Raw genomic sequence first — 17,584 nt, 5'->3', positions numbered from 1 at the left:
GTTATCTACCCTATAAGTACACATACTTTACGAGATAAAAGCTACCTTCTGGGGCTTGTAACCAGTTAGTAGCGTTCACATCACCAGGTCGGTACTTCGAGATTTTGATAAGTAAGCTACCATCGAGTTCTCGATGAAAATTCATATTGTCGATATTCGTAATCAATTGCTGACCACCATTTGCTATCTCGTCACTTTGTCCGTCCATGATAACAATCGACCATAAATCACTTTCGGCTTCTGCCTTTGTAATTCGATACGTCAGAGATTGATTTTTACTGATTTGTTTGACATTACTCGTCGCTTCAATTTGAGGTTCACTGTCATAAATGAGCTTGGCTATTGCAGATACGTCATCCAACATCGAGCTCGAAGACCATGCAAAACTTGAGAAAAAACCGTTTACAAAAAGAGAGAATAACAAAAGATATTTATTGATATTTTTCATTGGGTTGACAACTGTTGATTGATGCTACTTAGATTCTTTTTTGAACCTATCTCCTTTGCTGCATTAGGTTTCCTTTCCTAGAAAACCATGAATGCAGAGATCATAAATAACCAACAGTGTCCTGAATATGGTTTACAGAAATTCAAATATGACTTGAGAGATTCACATTTGAATTTCTCTAATTCTTTGAGTCTTTAAGTGAAGTTAAGCAAACTCAATTCAAACGACATTGAGTTAAAAATTAACGTCTAATCCCAACTCAACATTTTCATTTTGGCTGATTATTTAAATCTCGAGGAATCGATAACATGAAATTCAATATTATTTATCTCAATGATCGACGCTATAAGATCTACGATATCGGAGAGGGCCAAAGTGTGATGTTTATTTTCCACAGAGAGAAAAGCATGGCCGATTTAGAAGATATTGTAAGATTGAAGCTAAAAAAGCATCAACGAGTGATCATTGTCGATCTCAGTGATGATTTCCCCAGTGATATTTCAAAAGTGACTGAGGAAAGTTGCCAAGCATTGATTGAAGATCTTCACCTACTTGCAGATATTTACTGGCTTGACGACGTAGCAGTAGAAAGCGATTACATTAACAAGCCAATGATCGCAACGTTGTCGACCCTGTTAGGTAACAGGTGCGTTGCTTTGACTACGTTATAGTTGTGTCGGGGTTTCTCGTCATGTTAGCCATGTGAGATTAGATCGGGTTACAACAAACGGTTCTTATACTGTTCTGGCGTTTGGTTCGCGTAACGTTTGAACATGGTGATAAAAGGGCTTGCTTGGTTGTAACCCAATGTGAGAGCGACCTCCTTGACCGATTGTCCGTTTCTCAACAAGTCCATTGAATAGAGGTAGCGCACTCGCAATCGCCATTCTGTAAAGCTCATCCCAAGCTCGGTCTGGCAGTGGCGAGAAAGGGTTCTTTCCGTGGTGTGGACACGCTCAGCCCAATCTTTCAGTGTCACTTCATCGGTTGGGTTTTCTTCAACAGAAGCCAGTATAGGCGCTAGGTACTTATTGTCAGTTGAAGGCAAGAAGTGGTGTTCAACTTCACGCTGTGCAAGTTGGTCGAGTAGTACCTGAACAAGCCTTTGATCTTGTTCTGTTTCCGCAACATTGATCCCACGATCGCGAAAATCATCAATAATCGAAGACACAATCGGCGTGATCTTTATAAGGCTGGTTTTATCTGGAAGGTGTTGAGTTAGCTCAGGGGCGATATTTAGCGAGCAGTAGTCCAAAGGCTTACGGTTATAACTGCAATGCGTCACCCCGGCCGGTACCCAAATCGCCAAATGTGGTGGCGCTAGAAATCGGGTGCCTTCCGCTTCCATTTCTAATATACCGCCACTGATCAATTGAACCTGTCCCCATGAGTGGCTATGAACTCGGGTCTCAGTGTTCGAAAGAAACGCTTCAAAATTCATAAATACGTTGGATGGTGCCTTATCAATTGATAAGGATGGGTGAAGGTTTCTTGAGTGTTTTTTCAAACTTGTCTTCCTATCGCGCCTGATGTCTTTCTAAAGATACTTGTAAGTATAACGACCTGTCAAACTAGCCGCATCAACTCATTTGCGACGGAATTCACATGCATTATCTCTTACCATTTTTTACAGTCTGTATCTGGGGCGCCAATGCAATCGTCAACAAGCTTGCTGCAAGTACCATTGAACCTAGCGCGATGAGTTTTTACCGCTGGTTTTTTGCGATGTTAATTCTCACCCCCTTCTGTATTCGCTCAGTTATCAAGCAATGGCCGATCATTAAACCTAACTTGTCTAAGTTGGCTTTCCTTGGCTTTTTGGGCATGGTGTTAAACCAATCTCTAGGCTATTACGCGGGCTTAACCACAACCGCTTCTAACATGGCGTTGATCACCTCATTAGTACCCTTGATCAGTGTGTTCCTTAGCGTTCCTCTGTTACACAAGTCGATTTCTAGTTTGAGCATTGTGGGTGGCGTGTTGTCACTGTCAGGCTTAGCTCTGATGTTAGGTAAAGGCGATCCTTTGTTCTTCATGCATCAAGAATTGACTCAAGGCGATGGCTATATGTTAATTGCGGCCTTTGTATATGCTTCATACTGTGTGCTATTGAAACGCTGGAAAATGCCAATCAGTAGTTGGGTTGTAATTTACATTCAGGGTCTGTTTGCTGTCGCGATGCTTACGCCACTTTGGCTTACCAGCGAACAGCTTTTACCACCGCAACAAGCGATCCCATTAATCGCTTACGCCGCGGTTGCCGCTTCCATTTTAGCACCTTGGATGTGGGTGAAAGCGATTGATACCATTGGTGCGGACTCAAGTGCGATGTTCATGAACTTGATGCCAGTTATCGCAATTGTATTAGCTTCCACTTGGCTAGGCGAAGAGATTAATCAGTTCCACATTATTGGTGGTGTAATGGTGATTTCGGGTGTCATCCTTGCACAAATCAAAAGAAAACCAAGGCTTGAGGCTCCTCTCCCTCAACAAAGCTAAACGCATTACCCAACGCTCACATTAGGGTAAATATTCAAACTCACTTTTCTCACAGTGCCTACTCCCGAAGTAGGTACTGTTGTTTTATTCACAAGCCTTTCAAATGCTTTTAATACGCGTTCATTGTGGTTGCAACATGTTACCGACTCAGGTTTAATGCATTGAGTACCGTTTAAGTTGTAAAAGGAATTACAATGACTCAACCAACGATCCCTGTGATCATCTCGTCTCTGCTTGCTTTGTCATCTGCTTCAAGCTTTGCTGCCACTGTTCCTGCTGATACACCATTAGCTGAGGAACAACATTTTGTGCGTGGTAATGGCGCAGAGCCCAACACACTAGACCCAAGCTTCGTAAACTCAGGTATGCCCGGTGACATTATCGTCAATGATATGTTTGAAGGCTTTGTGATTGAGGACAGTGACGGGCAAATCATCCCAGGGCAAGCCAAAGAGTGGTCTATCAGCAAAGACGGCAAAACCGTGACGTTTGTATTGAAAGACAACCTCAAGTGGTCGAATGGTGAGGCAGTCACAGCATCCGATTTTGTCTTTGGTTGGCAGCGCGCTGTGTCTCCGAAAACAGGTAATAACACGGGTTTTGTTTTTTCGACGGCTAACATCGTGAACGCTAGCGAGATTCTATCAGGAGACAAAGCTCCCTCTGAACTTGGCATCAAAGCATTAGATGAGCGCACGGTTGAGATTTCACTTTCAAAACCTACGCCCTACTTTATGAGTTTAATGGGCATCAAGACCTTTTTCCCTTTGCCTGCTAAGTTGGTTCAAGAGAAAGGTGACCAATGGACTCGCGCAGAAAATATCGCGACCAACGGTGCTTACACTTTGAGTAAATGGGTGCCCAACGAATACGTTGAAGTCGAGAGAAACCCAAATTATTGGGATGACACATCGACAGTCATCAATAAGGTAACCTATCTCGGCCTATCCTCTCAAAATGCCGAACTGATTCGTTACCAAGCTGGTGAGATCGATATGACCAATCGCGTTCAGCTTGAGTACTACCAAAAATTAATCCAAGAAAGTCCTGAACAAATCAAAGCGCAAGCTCTATTGGGCTCTTACGTTTATTCATTCAATACACGTCAAGCACCGTTTGATGACGTAAGAGTACGCCAAGCACTCAGCATGGCCGTCAATCGTGAGATATTGGTAGATAAAGTCACTGGTCAAGGTGAGCCAGAAGCATACAGCGTGACGCCGAATAATATTCCTGGCTACACAGCTCCTTTATCCGAATTCAATTCTTTAGACAGCACGCAGCGTTTAACAAAAGCCAAAACGCTACTTGAAGAAGCGGGATACAACGAAAACAAGCCGCTCAAATTTACCCTGACATACAACACCAGTGAGAATCATAAAAAGATAGCTATTGCGATTGCATCGATGTGGAAGCCACTTGGCGTAAAAGTTGAGTTAGAAAACATGGAGTGGAAAGCCTATGTTGCAGCGAAGGGAAGTGGCGACTATCAACTAGCTCGCTCATGGGCATTTGGTGACTACCCAGAGCCTTCTGCACTGTTAGAGGCGTTCTCTTGTGGTCACACGGCAAATGAAAGTGGCTACTGTAATCCCGATTACGATGAGCTCTTACAGCAAGCAAGTAAAACGGAAGATCAGTCTAAACGCTTTACTTTATACCAGCATGCTGAATCGCTACTTAACAAATCGGCAGCAGTTATGCCTTTATATCATTACAATCACACCCGATTAGTGCGAAATACTCTCAAAGGCTTCCCTAACAATAATCCGAAAGGAAATATCTACGCGAAGGATCTATACTTTATTCAAGAGTAAAAATGAGCTGAATAACAAATATTTTTAACTACCACTTTAGTGGTAAAAAGACTAAAATAATTTAACTAAACCAGATAAACAGCGGTTAGTTGGCTAAAACAAAATAAGGTACCGCAATGAGTACCAAACGGCTTAGAAACACCTAGCACTGCGCTAGGTGTTTTTTTTGCAATCGACCTTTCTAGCTGTCAGCTCAACATTTATTGGTTCTTACTCAATATGGCTAGGCACCTGCTCAATATTGCTTCATCCGTGTTTGCCACTCGCCTCTACCGCCTTTAAACATCAATATTCATTCGTTCGTCACCCGTTTGAAAAAATAGTCTTAATCGTGAGAAACACCGCTTTAATTTATGTCATCTTAAGTATATTGTTATTAGCAAGTAACAAGCATGTTATACAGCACAATAATAATGAAGGAAGATAGATGAGCAGTAACAATAACCGACCAGATGGTAAACGAGACGTTACTCTGCGTTTTTTAGCTGAGCCTGGGGATGTGAACTTTGGTGGTAAAGTTCATGGTGGCGCAGTAATGAAATGGGTCGATTTAGCGGCTTATGCTTGTTCTGCTGGGTGGAGTGGTAAATATTGTATTACCGCTTACGCAGGGGGGATTCGATTCGTAGCTCCGATCCATGTTGGTAACCTTGTTGAGGTAAGTGCGAAGGTCATCTATACCGGTTCATCTTCTATGCACATCGCTATCGACGTTCAAGCCAGCGACCCTAAAGAACTCAACAACCGCCTAACGACTCACTGCATCGTTATTATGGTCGCTGTTGATGAAAATGGTAACCCGACTAAGGTGCCAGAATGGGTGCCAGAAACGTCAGAAGACATCGAATTAAGAGATTCGGCTATTCGCCTAATGAACATGCGAAAACAGATCGGTGAAGAGATGGAAGCACACGTTAAGTACCTTAAGTAAACTTCACCAACCACTCTACACTACAAAACCTTATTACAATGCCAAGCACCTGCTTGGCATTTACTTATCTAGCTCTACTCCCCTATTCACACTCTCACAGACAAAGCCGCGTCTTACCCAACACCGCTTGTCTCAATACGGCTTATATAACGTGATACTCAGCCAAGGGCTGAAATGAAGCCGCTATTGTTTAGCAATTTGCTCGAACTGTAATAAAGTCGTCATTTAGCTCTGGTTAAATACCGCCAATCATAATGGATGTATTTGAATTTCTTGGAGCCACTTTTGAGCGTCACACGCCCCACTCTTAGCGAATCTACACTGAACAATTTAAAGGCGGTTGAGTACCAATGGGTTAGAACCTTGTACGTAGAAGGTTACGATAGCAATGAAATTAACCACTATATCCAGACTTGTTTTGGCGGGGATAACACGTTTGCGGATCTCTTTCGCCGTGTCGCACTCGATCAAGAAAGCATTTATGTGTTGTTGCAACACTTGGGTTGTGCTCCTTCTAGTAGAGAATTCTAAACTCAAAAATCACTGTTCGACCCAAAGGCGATAAAAGTCACTATAACCTGTGTTTCTTACTTGAACCCCTCTGACTTGTTGAGTTCTAGACATCTCCTCATAACCAGAAAATAACGGCAAATAGGTATACCTTAAACGTAAACCTCTTTCTATCGCCATCAACTCACTAGATGGTGAATCGCCACTTATCGCTCGCTTGATCTTAGCTTGATGCTCATCCATTTCAAACCGGTCAAGACTAAATCGTAATCCAGTTGACACGCTTAACCATTCATAAGTTCCGTAATCAACGGGAGTCTCAATCACATCTTCAATAAGAAGAATATCCGCTAGCTCGGACACTAAGTGGGGATTGCTAATGTTATTGACGATGACAACTTCCAACTCGAGTCCTGTTGAACGGATGACATCATGTAACCATTTAGAATTACGAATTAAGTATGGAATAGTCCATTTGGGCTCAGCCAAGACAATCTTCCCTCTCAAGCTTGGGGCGTTTGCTATCATTGGCCTAGCTTTACAGGGATCAAAAGCCAAGCTTTCGACCGCATTAATGGGATCATGTAGCTGTTTTTGCTGATGGATATAATCAGCTAATTCACACCACGTCTCTCGAGATATTTTCGAACCAAATCTTTCTCGATAAGTTAAATAAAAGAGGGCGCTGATACTTTGAATTTCAACTTGGTCCGAAGGACAGTTAAAGCTGATCATATTCTGCATATCTGCATTGGCATGAGACAAAGTGACTCGCTCTAACAAAGCTCGAGTAGAAAAATAGTCTTTATGTGCTCGCAATTGAATACTGTCTTGACACCAGTGTTCAATCTTGAACGGTCCAGTTCCAATATGATAACTGTATTTGTCACCGAAACTTTGTATATCTCGGCAAACAATAGATGCGTTAGACATAGCTAGCATATAAGGAAAAAGCTTGTTGGCGTACTTGAGAGTAATAACTAAACAATTGGGTGCGACTGCATCTACGCGTTCGGCACATTGCCATAACTCTTTTATAGGGCCATTACCCTCAATTAAACGTCTAATACTCCAAACTACATCTTGAACTTGCAAAAGCTCACCATCATGTCGGTAAACGCCAGGACGTAGCCAAAGAGTCATCCTTGTATCTTCCATCACCCAATCATGAGCTAAGGAAGGCATTAGATCACCATCTGGACTCTGAACCAACAATACATCATATACGCTTTTTGCTATATGCAGTTCTGCATGGCGAAATGTCTTAATTGGATCAATAGTGTCTACCCACGGATAGGAAGCTATCAATACAGCATTACTTGATTCATTGGTTTGGTTAAGGTGTTCGGTCGCTAAAGTAAGAGCTCTGACTGCAGTCGAACCGTATAGGTCGACAAGACGCGATACTAGTTTAAAGCTACCTTTATTCAGTTCGCTAATCAATAGTTCTGTAATCGCTTGTTGCAACGATTTTTTAATCGTAAGTTTACTAGGGTTACTCCTACCGACTGCGGGGATCCATTCGATCCAATCTTGTTCGGAAAGCTTTCTCATAACAATTGACACATTACGTTTAGAAGTACACAGCGCGACCTCTAATTCTCCTAAACCTATAGAATGAGATAAGTGAATCTCAAAATGCTTAAGCAACTGATCTAAGTGTCTAAGGTTTACATCGTTCACAACAATTCCACTGCTATTTATCTCAGCTAAAACATAGCAAAGGGAGCTAAATATTCCTAGCCCCCATAGATTCTCGGTATTAGAAGTGGTAATTCATTCCAAGAGAAAAAACACTAATCTCAGCATCAACAGAAGCAGTAGCACCAAGTGCTTTTGCCACTTCTAGATCAGGTTTCATATAATCCCATGTTGCTTCAATACGAAGATTATCTGTCAATGAGAAATCGGCTCCCAAACCATACATACCCGTCATTGTTGTATCAGAGAATGTTGAATGGCCAGCAGCACCAAAGAAAGAGTTACTTACCTTAAACTCAGCATTAAAATATGCGACCCCAGCTTTCGCAAAAAGGTTAAAACGGTCATTAATCGGTAAAATAACTTTAGGCTGAATCGCTGCAAATTTCATGTCGCCGACAGTAACTGAATCACCGTCCAAAGCATCATAACCTCCAATTGAGCCTTCCAAAGCAATATAACGGTTGAACTGATACCCGCCGTAGATTTTGCCGGCTAAACTAGAATCATCATCTAACGTTAATGAAGTGTTGTTAGAACCAGATGCAGAATCAATAGAAAAGTTCGCGCTATCAAAATTTGCTTGACCAACAGATGCTCCAATATATGGGTTTGCATATACTGCAGAAGATAGCATCAGGAGAGTTGTTGTGATTGTTGTTTTTCTTAACATTGTATTTAACTGCCTATCTAAGAATAATATTTATTGTTTTTGCACATCCTTTAGCAACCAATGCACTCCCTTTCACTGGGTTTCGAAACAGAATAATATTAATGAATAGGAAACGATTAAAACACGTAATTGTTTATCATCTTTTTTCCACATATCTAAACAATTAAACACAACTGCTCACATTCAAGTTGTTAATCATAAAATCTCTTGGACTTTGGACTTTGGACTTTGGACTTTGGACTTTGGACTTTGGACTTTGGACTTTGGACTTTGGAGAATAGTGTGCTTAGATCACATATCAATGTGTAATTTAAGTATGAACAGTCAATATTTACGCTATACGTCGCATGCTAATTTGACTGAAGTGTTGTTCGGAAGTGAGATTATTATAATTGAGACAAGAAATTAAACACTGGGCATAAAAAAACCCAAGTAAATACCTGGGTTAGAGTTACAAAAACCACTAATCATTAATAGCGTAAGGAACCTGATTAGTAGCCAGCTATGCGTAACCTGAGGGTTATTTTTATTACTGATCGGCGGCCAAACCAAATGATGTAATAAAAATGCCAATACAGAGCGACCTATAAGGTCGCTCTTTGTCTTTCTTATAGGGTACAGCTTATCCTTTTACACCACCTGCCGTCAAACCGCCAACTAACCAACGTTGAGCAAGTAAGAACACGATAGTAATCGGAAGTGCTGAAAGTACAGCCGCTGCCGCAAAGTCACCCCATAGGTAGTTCTGAGGATATAGGTATTGCTGCATACCTACCGCTAGCGTGTAAGAGTTCACATCGGTTAGAAGGATAGATGCTACAGGCACTTCACCTACTGTTGCGATGAACGAAAGAATAAACACAACCGCTAGAATTGGTACAGACAGCGGTAATAGAACCAATCTGAATGCTTGCCAAGGCGTTGCACCATCCAGTGCTGCAGCCTCTTCCAACGAGTTATCAATCGTTTCAAAGTAACCTTTAATCGTCCAAACGTGCAGTGCGATACCGCCTAAGTACGAGAAGATTAGACCACCGTGCGTGTTCAAGCCTAAGAACGGGATGTATTGACCAAGCTTGTCGAACAGCGCGTAAATAGCGACTAGAGCCAGTACTGCTGGGAACATTTGGAAAATCATCATCGCTTTCAAGATAGTTTCTTTACCTTTGAAGCGCATACGAGCAAATGCATAAGCCGATGTTGTAGACAGTGCCACAATAAGAAGCGACGTCACACCCGCGACTTTAATTGAGTTCCATAACCACGTTAGTACTGGGAATGGAGGTGGTGTCACCGAGCCGTCAGCATTCGTTACCGACATACCAAGAGCCAGTTTCCAGTGCTCCAGTGATGGGTTATCGGGAATCAAACTACCTGTTGCGAAGTTACCTTCACGGAACGAGATAGCGATGATCATCAGTAGTGGGAAGATAATCATTGCCAAGAAGCACCACAACACTGCATGCGTTGCCCACACTCGGTATTTAAGGCCTTTACCTTGTACCATAGCCATTGTCGTGCTCCTTAATCTTGAGACAGTTTAGTGAAACGAAGGTTTAGTAACGCAAGTCCACCAACCAATAGGAAAATAAGCGTTGCGATTGCACTTGCTAGACCAAAGTCTTGACCGCCGCCGCCTTCGAATGCAATTCGGTAGGTGTAGCTTACAAGCAAGTCTGTGTAACCCGCTGGCTCTGAGGTGCCAATCATGTTCGGGCCACCGTTCGTCAATAGTTGAATCATTACAAAGTTATTGAAGTTAAAGGCAAACGCTGCAATCAATAGCGGTGTAAGCGGCTTAATCATCAATGGGAATGTAATACGCTTGAAGTTATCAAGGAAGTTCGCACCATCAATCGCTGACGCTTCGTACAAATCATCAGGAATCGCTTTTAGTAGACCCATACATAGAATCATCATGTAAGGGAAACCTAGCCACGTGTTAACCATCAACACCATGGTTTTCGCAAGAATTGGGTCAGAGAACCAGTTCGGGCTTAAGCCGAAGATATTCTCAAGCACCATGTTGATCTCACCAAAGCTCTGGTTGAACAGACCTTTAAAGATAAGAATCGAGATGAACGCGGGTACTGCGTAAGGCAGAATCAGTAGAACACGATAGATTGAACGACCTTTTAGCTCTTCCCATTGCACGATATTCGCAAGTACAAGCCCGATAACAAGCGTGAACGCTACGGTACATACCGAGAAGATCACCGTCCAAATAAAGATGCTGATGAATGGTTCTTTAATACCATCATCTTTCCAAACACGTTCAAAGTTATGTGTACCAATATTAACCACAAAGCCCGGGGAGATTGTGTTACCAGTAAACTCACCATTGGCATCAACAGGTTGATAGAAACCCTCTTCCATGTTCGGCTTGAGAACTTCACCCGTTTCATTGTTGATTAACGTTTGTTCATCGTCTTGTAGCGTGTAAAGCGGAGCAACAGAAGCAAACTTACGTAAGCCACTCATGCGGATGTCGTCGCCGTTAGGCAGATGGAAATCAACCGCATTAATCGCTGAACGGTTTTGGATGATCGCTTTGATCTTCTCTTTCTCACCTTGTGCAGACTCAATTGCAGATAGGTCCATCTCTGTTGCACTCATATCTTCAAAAGAAAATACGTCTGTTGCTAACAGCTGGTCGCCAGCTTTAACAACGATCTGGTGACCGTCATCAGTCTTGTACAAAGTAAATGGGTAGCTCTCACCACTTTGGAATGAGCGATCTAAAAGAACGGTTTGAGTACGCTCTAAAGACAGTTGATTTTTTGCGCTGTAGTTAGTGAACGCAAGCCCGACGGTATAAGCCAATGGGAAAAGAATGAACAAGATCATTCCGGCAATACCCGGGTAAATATAACGGTGGGCGTAAGTTTTCTTACTGCCAAAAATGTAAAGTGCCAAAGCCGTTAAAATCACAGTAAGCAGCGCAAAAGCGAGCTCACCGCGTGAATACATTAGAATTGTAGCGTAGCCGTTAATTAAGCCAACACTACCAAGCAACCCCCATTTGATGAAGACGCTTTTACTGCCTAGAAGGCTTGATGGTGCTGGGATAGCATCTGTACCTTGAACTGACTGCATAGAGGAACCTGCTAGCGATATAGATAAAAAATAGAAAAGTAAGGAGAGGTTACCCTCTCCTTAAAAGGTAGTGCTTAGTTGTTACTTAGTCATACGACCTTCAGCAGCTTTCAGTGCTTGGTCTACTGTTTGACGACCGTCAACTACGTTACCGATCGCTTCTTCCATGCTGTACCAGAACGTTGTGAACTGAGGGATGTTAGGCATGATTTCGCCATTCATCGCGTTGTCCATGGTTGCTGCAATACGAGTGTCGCTGTCTAGTTGACGTTGGAAAGAGTTAAGAGCAACAGCGCCTAGTGGCTTGTCGTCATTCAGGCTCTTCATACCTTCATCAGTTAGTAGGTAGTTTTCCATGAACTCAACAGCTAGGTCGCGGTTTGGAGAAGCAGTGCTGATACCACCAGCCCATACACCAACGAAAGGCTTAGACGCTTTACCGTTGAACTTAGGTAAAGTTGCTACGCCGTAATCGATGCCAGCTTTCTTGATGTTTTCCCAACCCCAAGGGCCGTTGATTGTCATTGCAACGTTACCTGCAACGAATTCAGACTCAGCAACTGAGTAATCCATGTCTGCAGAGATAACTTTGTCTTGTACCATCTTCTCGATGAAACCTAGAGACTTCTGAACACCTTCAGTCGCTACGCCCGCATCTTTAATGTCGTAACCTTCTGCAGTCTGTTTGAATGCGTAACCGCCGTCAGCTGCAAGTAGAGGCCATGTGAAGTAAGCGCCGCCACGTAGAGGCCACATGATCGCTTTTTTGCCATCTTTTTTAAGTTCAGCATCAAGTGCTGGGATTTCTTCCCAAGACTTAGGTGGGTTAGGAACAAGTGCTTTGTTATAAATTAGAGAAACTGACTCAACCGCTACTGGGTAAGCGATTGTTTTACCTTCGTATGAAACAGCGTCCCATGCGAAGTCTACGATACCTTCTTTAATTTCTTTAGAAGGTTTGATATCAACAAGAAGCCCCGCTTCTGCATAGCCGCCAAAACGGTCGTGTGCGTAGAAGATCATGTCTGGGCCATCGCCAGCCGCTGCAACTTGAGAGAACTTCTCTTCTAGTTTGTCAGGGAAAGCCACTGTTACTTTAACACCAGTGTCTTCTTCGAAGCGTTTACCTACTTCAGCCATGCCTTCATAAGCTTTGTCACCACCTACCCAGATTGTTAGTTGTCCTTCTTCGATAGCAGCATTTGCACCAAAAGAACCCAGAGCAACTAATGTTCCTAGAGCTACAGCGCTTAGAGCGTTTTTCATGTGAATATCCTTTTTATATTTATACGTAGGGCACATCTACCAAGACGAGCCAGTTTTCAGGGCTTATGATCTGAGAAAATAGACTCTAACTCATCATCCTAGCCACTACGCCCTAGCTATTATGGCTTAATTTCGTGATCGCCATCCGGTCAGATTAGAGACTGAAATCACAAAACCCATACTCATCGTGATCAACATCACCGTTATGGGGTGGATTTATTTGAACTGGATCGCCAATTATTAATAACCCCATTTATCTACTCCTCCCCTACTACTCCCCCTCGTTAAATTTTCATTGGGAGGATGTACCATTGCGCCAATTCACCGAAACTGCATCCATCCAAGAGTGGATAGTAAGAACCCTTTACCAGCGAATGTCGTGTGTAACCGCACTGTTCATTTAGTTGGCTTCACTGCCCGCTGTTGTCTTTATTAAGCATCGAGCTAAATCTGTGATTGAATCACGGGGGAGATTTAGCTGGATGTGGGGGAAATAGGCACCAGTTTGGCTATGACGGGTGGGCTTGGTTAAAGAATCCAAGTCTCACCCACTTTTTTTCTTACTCATTCAATACTTACCAATTCCTACAGTTACTGCTGACCCAAAAATTTCTTATAATGATAAGCAGTAAAACTTAAAATTTGATCGATCGAGGACTAGCTAGATGGCGAGTGTCACGTTAAAAAACGTTTATAAATCATATGGTGATGTACAGATTTCTAAGGACGTAACCTTAGACATCAACGAAGGTGAGTTCGTAGTATTCGTAGGACCATCAGGTTGTGGTAAATCGACGCTATTACGCTGTATCGCAGGTCTAGAGGACATTACGTCTGGTGATTTGTACATTGGCGACCAACGCATGAATGACGTTGAGCCTTCAAAGCGTGGCGTAGGTATGGTATTCCAATCTTACGCGCTTTACCCTCACCTTAACCTTTACGACAACATGTCTTTCGGCCTGAAACTAGCGAACGCTAACAAAGCTGAAATCGATAAGCGTGTTGAACATGCTGCAGAAATCCTTCAGCTTGGTCACCTTCTTGAGCGTCAGCCTAAAGCCCTATCTGGTGGTCAACGTCAACGTGTTGCTATCGGTCGTACTCTGGTTTCTCAGCCAAACGTATTCTTACTTGATGAGCCTCTATCTAACCTAGATGCTGCGCTGCGTGTTCAAATGCGTTCGCAAATCACTAAACTACAACGTCAACTTGGTTGCACCATGATCTACGTTACCCACGACCAAGTGGAAGCGATGACAATGGCCGATAAGATTGTTGTTCTTGATGGCGGTTATGTTTCTCAAGTGGGTAAACCTCTTGATCTTTACCACTACCCTCAAAACCGTTTCGTGGCAGGCTTTATTGGCTCGCCGAAGATGAACTTTATGTCTGTTCACATCGAGCAAGCTGAAGCAGAACGCGTCCAAGTTCAACTTTCTAACGGTATGACTTTCTGGATCCCAGTTGATGGTACGACTGTCAATGCTGGTGACCGTATGTCTCTGGGTGTTCGTCCTGAACACTTGTTGTCTGCTGAAACAGGTGATGCGACGATTGAAGCTGAAGTGATGATGGTCGAGAAACTAGGCAACGAAACTCAGGTTTACCTAAACCTCGAAAGTGCTGATGCTGACGTTATCTATCGCCAGCCAGACACGTTGACGATTGAGTCTGGTGACAAACTAGCGATTGGTATTCCTGCGCACCGTTGTCACTTGTTCCATAGCGATGGTCGAGCATGTCGTCGCTTGTACAAAGAGTACGGCACCGACTAGTCGGTTCGCCTTTTTAAGATATAACTTGCCCATATCGAATCCCTCTTACCAAGTAAGGGGGATTTTTTTGTTTAAAGGCGCCAACTACTTTCGCTTTGATTGTTTAACTTTGCGCACAGCTCAGTTAACTTATCGCGCAGCAATAAAAAAGGCCTAGCAATGGCTAGACCTTGATTTGTGTAGTCAGGCTAAGCCCAACTACTCATTCCACTCTATCTTAGACAAGATAAAATTGCCTTAAGCTTAGAACTTAGTGGATTGGCGTATCACTTGTTTTGTTGAACTGGCCAAAATGCTTTTCTAACACCTCTGGTGTTAGTTTGCCTTCCGCTTCTAGTCGCTTAAATTCAGCAACGATCGCTTTTTGCTCTTCAATTGATGGCAGTTGTACTTCTGGCTCATCACCCATCTCTTGAGTCATCTGCTCTAGTTCTTTTTCAAAATCGCTCATGATACTTACCTAAATATTAAACCTCATGAGATTTTACTCATTTACGCTCTGTGATGCTAGAGCGATTAAGTGCAAAGCCCGAAACCAGATCAAGCTAAAGCCAGTTAGAAGAAAACAGGCCCGTAAATAAAAAGAGCTGGATTCACGATTAAATGAATCCAGCTCTTCATCTGTGTCCCTTTCTAAGCCATGCTACAGCTTAAAGGATTTAAAGCTTTAAGAGATTAAAGCTTAAACGAGCCAACCATCTTATCTAGGCGAGAAGACAGGTCGCGAAGCTCTTGGCTTGCTTCAGCAAGTTGTTCAGCTGTGCCCGTTGTCACTTCGTTGATCGCATTGATCTCTTCAATGTTCTGGTTGATGGTGTGAACTACGGTTGATTGCTCTTCCGTTGCCGTTGCCACTTGTGTGTTACGGTCAGTGATGTCAACGATACGGTCTGAAATACCACCCAGTACGTCTACCGCTTCATCCGATGCAGCTACACCTTCAAGGGTAATGACTTTACCTGTACTCATTGCTGCTACTGCATCTTTAGCATCGCTTTGCAGTTGGTTGATCATCTTCTGAATCTCTTCCGTTGAGTCTGCCGTGCGACTTGCTAGATTTCGTACTTCATCTGCTACAACGGCAAAGCCACGGCCTTGCTCACCGGCACGCGCTGCTTCTATCGCTGCGTTCAATGCAAGTAAATTAGTTTGCTCTGAAATATCACGGATAACACCCAGAATAGAGCCGATATCTTGTGTTGTTGAAGCAAGCTGCTCCACCACTTGACCCGTGCTTTCGATATCTTGCGCTAAACGGCTGATCGCGTCTTTTGCTTTGTTTACCACAGAACGGCCCACTTCAGTATTGCCCGAAGCTTGAGTGGCTGTTTCTGCTGCAGTTGCCGCGTTTGATGCAATCTCACTGATGGTCATACCCATTTGGTTGATCGCAGCCACCACTTGAAGGGTTTGATCTCGTTGCTCTTGGCTATTGTCGTGAGTGATGTGTGCTTTGTTAGAAACACTCTCTGCCGCCACTTGAAGCGCTTGGCTTGTCGAACATACTTCTTTCATAGACTCGTGAATCTTTTCAATGAATCCATTAAAGCCCTTTGAAAGCTGGGCAATTTCATCGTTGCCTTTCACTTCGATACGTTGCGCCAGATCGCCATCACCTTCGCCAAGGTCACCGAATCGCTTAGCCAGAAGTTTAATCGGTTGAGTGATGCTGTTTGCTAACACTACGCCCATTAGGATAAAGACTAAAGCCACGATAGCAGTCATGATCAGCATCTTCTGCGCAGTCGCATCGAGCTCAGCAAACACTTCACCGGTTGGTACCACACCAATAACGAACCAGTCCATTGACGACACATACAAACTCGCCACAAACAGTTCTTGGCCTTGGCTTTCAGTGGTAATCAGATTGAAGCCCGACTTGTTCAATAGTTGGCTTGATTGAGGGCCGTAAAGTTGTTGAAGTGAAGAATCGCTACGAGAACGCTCACGGTGAATTTGTACATCACCTTGGCTATCGGTCAAAAATACAAAGCCTGTATTTTCAATCTTAAAACCGTTCAGCAGGTTAACCATGTCATCCATCGATTTTGATAGACCTGACATCGCCAAACCAGAAGGCTGTTGGTAGTTAGCAAACATCTTCACTTCACCATTGGCTTCTTGGAACATGCTCACCATGGTTGGCTGGCCTGACTGAGTAAAACCAAAGAACCAACCGTCTTGTTGTTGGTTTAGCTGGCGTAAAAAACCATCTTGGTTCCAGTAGTAAGCTGTTTGACGGTTAGCTACCGAGGCATCATTCAGCTGATATTGGTTACGAACATTGTTCAGTTGTTTAACCAGTTTATTTTCTAGCTCAGCATCACGATCGGTCGATTCGATTGCATCAGAAATGAATTCATTTGAAGCAATTTGCTCCGCCGCTAACAATAGCTGAGAGACTTCACGATCAATTTCACCATTGATTCGCTCCAACATACCGGGAAGCTCAATATCAACCAAACGGTGGCTCAATACATCTCTTGCTTGCTGTTGTGCCATCGCGCCGACAATCACTGTCGATGCAAGAACCGCAAAGGTAATTCCAAGTACAACTTTTTGTTTGATACTCAGAGAGTTAGTTTTAAACATATTTGGACCTTTAAAAGAATCGCTCGTTATTGGTATACCCTGGACAGGACTTTTCTAGTGCACTCCAACAAGCAATGCACAATCTGAGTGATGTATCGGCCAAAACCAATAAAACTAGAGACTTTTCTCTCAAAAAACTGCAAATATGATGTAACGACTCAATCATTTCTTGTGGGGTTGAGATTAATTAGCTAAATACGCCCCCTTATTGATATTCACCCTTAGTATCGAACCCTTTAATTTTTATCTGAGTCAGGCAGCAGCACACCTTTG

At 43.1% G+C, this 17,584-nt stretch carries 15 protein-coding genes; 6 read left to right on the top strand and 9 right to left on the bottom strand.

Annotated features, from left to right (window positions below):
- Nucleotides 1-10: 10 nt before the first annotated feature.
- Nucleotides 11-448, bottom strand: a complete 438-nt coding sequence (locus tag AC3CIA_RS20285) for a DUF1214 domain-containing protein (protein WP_428787147.1) — start codon at nt 446-448, stop codon at nt 11-13.
- A 308-nt stretch (nt 449-756) separates the two neighbouring features.
- On the opposite strand from AC3CIA_RS20285, the gene AC3CIA_RS20280 reads away from it, so the two are divergent.
- Nucleotides 757-1,119 carry a hypothetical protein gene (locus AC3CIA_RS20280; protein WP_054545834.1) on the top strand — a complete coding sequence of 121 codons (363 nt, stop codon included), beginning with the start codon at nt 757-759 and terminating at the stop codon, nt 1,117-1,119.
- A gap of 47 nt (nt 1,120-1,166) precedes the next feature.
- Here the strand turns inward: AC3CIA_RS20280 and AC3CIA_RS20275 are convergent, their stop codons facing one another.
- A complete protein-coding gene (locus AC3CIA_RS20275) occupies nt 1,167-1,955 on the bottom strand; it encodes an AraC family transcriptional regulator (RefSeq protein WP_054545835.1) in 789 nt (262 codons plus the stop codon).
- A 98-nt stretch (nt 1,956-2,053) separates the two neighbouring features.
- On the opposite strand from AC3CIA_RS20275, the gene AC3CIA_RS20270 reads away from it, so the two are divergent.
- From AC3CIA_RS20270 to AC3CIA_RS20255, 4 genes are all read left to right on the top strand, one after another.
- Nucleotides 2,054-2,947: a DMT family transporter gene (locus tag AC3CIA_RS20270; RefSeq protein WP_428785750.1), complete on the top strand. Its 894-nt coding sequence runs from the start codon at nt 2,054-2,056 to the stop codon at nt 2,945-2,947.
- A gap of 194 nt (nt 2,948-3,141) precedes the next feature.
- Nucleotides 3,142-4,764: a peptide ABC transporter substrate-binding protein gene (locus tag AC3CIA_RS20265; protein ID WP_428785751.1), complete on the top strand. Its 1,623-nt coding sequence runs from the start codon at nt 3,142-3,144 to the stop codon at nt 4,762-4,764.
- 427 nt (nt 4,765-5,191) lie between these two features.
- On the top strand, nt 5,192-5,695 hold the full coding sequence (locus AC3CIA_RS20260) for an acyl-CoA thioesterase (RefSeq protein ID WP_139685920.1): 504 nt from the start codon (nt 5,192-5,194) through the stop codon (nt 5,693-5,695).
- Between the two features lie 258 nt (nt 5,696-5,953).
- Nucleotides 5,954-6,226 (top strand): hypothetical protein, encoded by a 273-nt coding sequence (locus AC3CIA_RS20255; RefSeq protein ID WP_186733082.1) that lies wholly within the window; start codon nt 5,954-5,956, stop codon nt 6,224-6,226.
- A gap of 9 nt (nt 6,227-6,235) precedes the next feature.
- Here AC3CIA_RS20255 and AC3CIA_RS20250 read toward each other — a convergent pair whose 3' ends face one another.
- The 5 genes from AC3CIA_RS20250 to malE all read right to left on the bottom strand — a co-directional run bounded on the left by AC3CIA_RS20250 (nt 6,236) and on the right by malE (nt 12,941).
- On the bottom strand, nt 6,236-7,888 hold the full coding sequence (locus AC3CIA_RS20250) for an ABC transporter substrate-binding protein (protein ID WP_146456297.1): 1,653 nt from the start codon (nt 7,886-7,888) through the stop codon (nt 6,236-6,238).
- Between the two features lie 79 nt (nt 7,889-7,967).
- Nucleotides 7,968-8,579, bottom strand: coding sequence for an outer membrane beta-barrel protein (locus AC3CIA_RS20245; RefSeq protein ID WP_146456299.1), 612 nt, complete (start codon nt 8,577-8,579; stop codon nt 7,968-7,970).
- A gap of 622 nt (nt 8,580-9,201) precedes the next feature.
- Nucleotides 9,202-10,092, bottom strand: a complete 891-nt coding sequence (gene malG / locus AC3CIA_RS20240) for a maltose ABC transporter permease MalG (protein ID WP_017081399.1) — start codon at nt 10,090-10,092, stop codon at nt 9,202-9,204.
- A gap of 11 nt (nt 10,093-10,103) precedes the next feature.
- Nucleotides 10,104-11,675: a maltose ABC transporter permease MalF gene (gene malF, locus AC3CIA_RS20235; protein WP_280621100.1), complete on the bottom strand. Its 1,572-nt coding sequence runs from the start codon at nt 11,673-11,675 to the stop codon at nt 10,104-10,106.
- 81 nt (nt 11,676-11,756) lie between these two features.
- Nucleotides 11,757-12,941 (bottom strand): maltose/maltodextrin ABC transporter substrate-binding protein MalE, encoded by a 1,185-nt coding sequence (gene malE / locus AC3CIA_RS20230; protein WP_017084832.1) that lies wholly within the window; start codon nt 12,939-12,941, stop codon nt 11,757-11,759.
- A gap of 665 nt (nt 12,942-13,606) precedes the next feature.
- Between malE and malK the strand changes: the two genes are divergently transcribed.
- Nucleotides 13,607-14,719, top strand: coding sequence for a maltose/maltodextrin ABC transporter ATP-binding protein MalK (malK, locus tag AC3CIA_RS20225; RefSeq protein ID WP_017084833.1), 1,113 nt, complete (start codon nt 13,607-13,609; stop codon nt 14,717-14,719).
- A gap of 250 nt (nt 14,720-14,969) precedes the next feature.
- On the opposite strand, the gene AC3CIA_RS20220 is transcribed toward malK, so the two are convergent.
- Together AC3CIA_RS20220 and AC3CIA_RS20215 are read right to left on the bottom strand one after the other, a co-directional pair.
- The gene (locus AC3CIA_RS20220; protein ID WP_017091765.1) at nt 14,970-15,170 is read right to left on the bottom strand and encodes a restriction endonuclease subunit S domain-containing protein; all 201 of its coding nucleotides are present in this window, start codon (nt 15,168-15,170) and stop codon (nt 14,970-14,972) included.
- Nucleotides 15,171-15,394: 224 nt separating this feature from the next.
- Nucleotides 15,395-17,311: a methyl-accepting chemotaxis protein gene (locus tag AC3CIA_RS20215; RefSeq protein ID WP_171307597.1), complete on the bottom strand. Its 1,917-nt coding sequence runs from the start codon at nt 17,309-17,311 to the stop codon at nt 15,395-15,397.
- Nucleotides 17,312-17,584: the final 273 nt, after the last annotated feature.

The organism is Vibrio sp. QJM3NY_27, assembly GCF_057785955.1.
This window is presented reverse-complemented; position numbering and strand designations above follow the sequence as displayed.

Excerpts from the sequence above, each read along its gene's own strand:
- AC3CIA_RS20285 (WP_428787147.1), bottom strand. The coding sequence starts at position 448 with ATGAAAAATATCAATAAATATCTTTTGTTATTCTCTCTTTTTGTAAAC.
- AC3CIA_RS20280 (WP_054545834.1), top strand. The coding sequence starts at position 757 with ATGAAATTCAATATTATTTATCTCAATGATCGACGCTATAAGATCTAC.
- AC3CIA_RS20270 (WP_428785750.1), top strand. The coding sequence starts at position 2,054 with ATGCATTATCTCTTACCATTTTTTACAGTCTGTATCTGGGGCGCCAAT.
- AC3CIA_RS20265 (WP_428785751.1), top strand. The coding sequence starts at position 3,142 with ATGACTCAACCAACGATCCCTGTGATCATCTCGTCTCTGCTTGCTTTG.
- AC3CIA_RS20260 (WP_139685920.1), top strand. The coding sequence starts at position 5,192 with ATGAGCAGTAACAATAACCGACCAGATGGTAAACGAGACGTTACTCTG.
- AC3CIA_RS20255 (WP_186733082.1), top strand. The coding sequence starts at position 5,954 with ATGTATTTGAATTTCTTGGAGCCACTTTTGAGCGTCACACGCCCCACT.
- AC3CIA_RS20245 (WP_146456299.1), bottom strand. The coding sequence starts at position 8,579 with ATGTTAAGAAAAACAACAATCACAACAACTCTCCTGATGCTATCTTCT.
- malG (WP_017081399.1), bottom strand. The coding sequence starts at position 10,092 with ATGGCTATGGTACAAGGTAAAGGCCTTAAATACCGAGTGTGGGCAACG.
- malF (WP_280621100.1), bottom strand. The coding sequence starts at position 11,675 with ATGCAGTCAGTTCAAGGTACAGATGCTATCCCAGCACCATCAAGCCTT.
- malE (WP_017084832.1), bottom strand. The coding sequence starts at position 12,941 with ATGAAAAACGCTCTAAGCGCTGTAGCTCTAGGAACATTAGTTGCTCTG.
- malK (WP_017084833.1), top strand. The coding sequence starts at position 13,607 with ATGGCGAGTGTCACGTTAAAAAACGTTTATAAATCATATGGTGATGTA.
- AC3CIA_RS20220 (WP_017091765.1), bottom strand. The coding sequence starts at position 15,170 with ATGAGCGATTTTGAAAAAGAACTAGAGCAGATGACTCAAGAGATGGGT.
- AC3CIA_RS20215 (WP_171307597.1), bottom strand. The coding sequence starts at position 17,311 with ATGTTTAAAACTAACTCTCTGAGTATCAAACAAAAAGTTGTACTTGGA.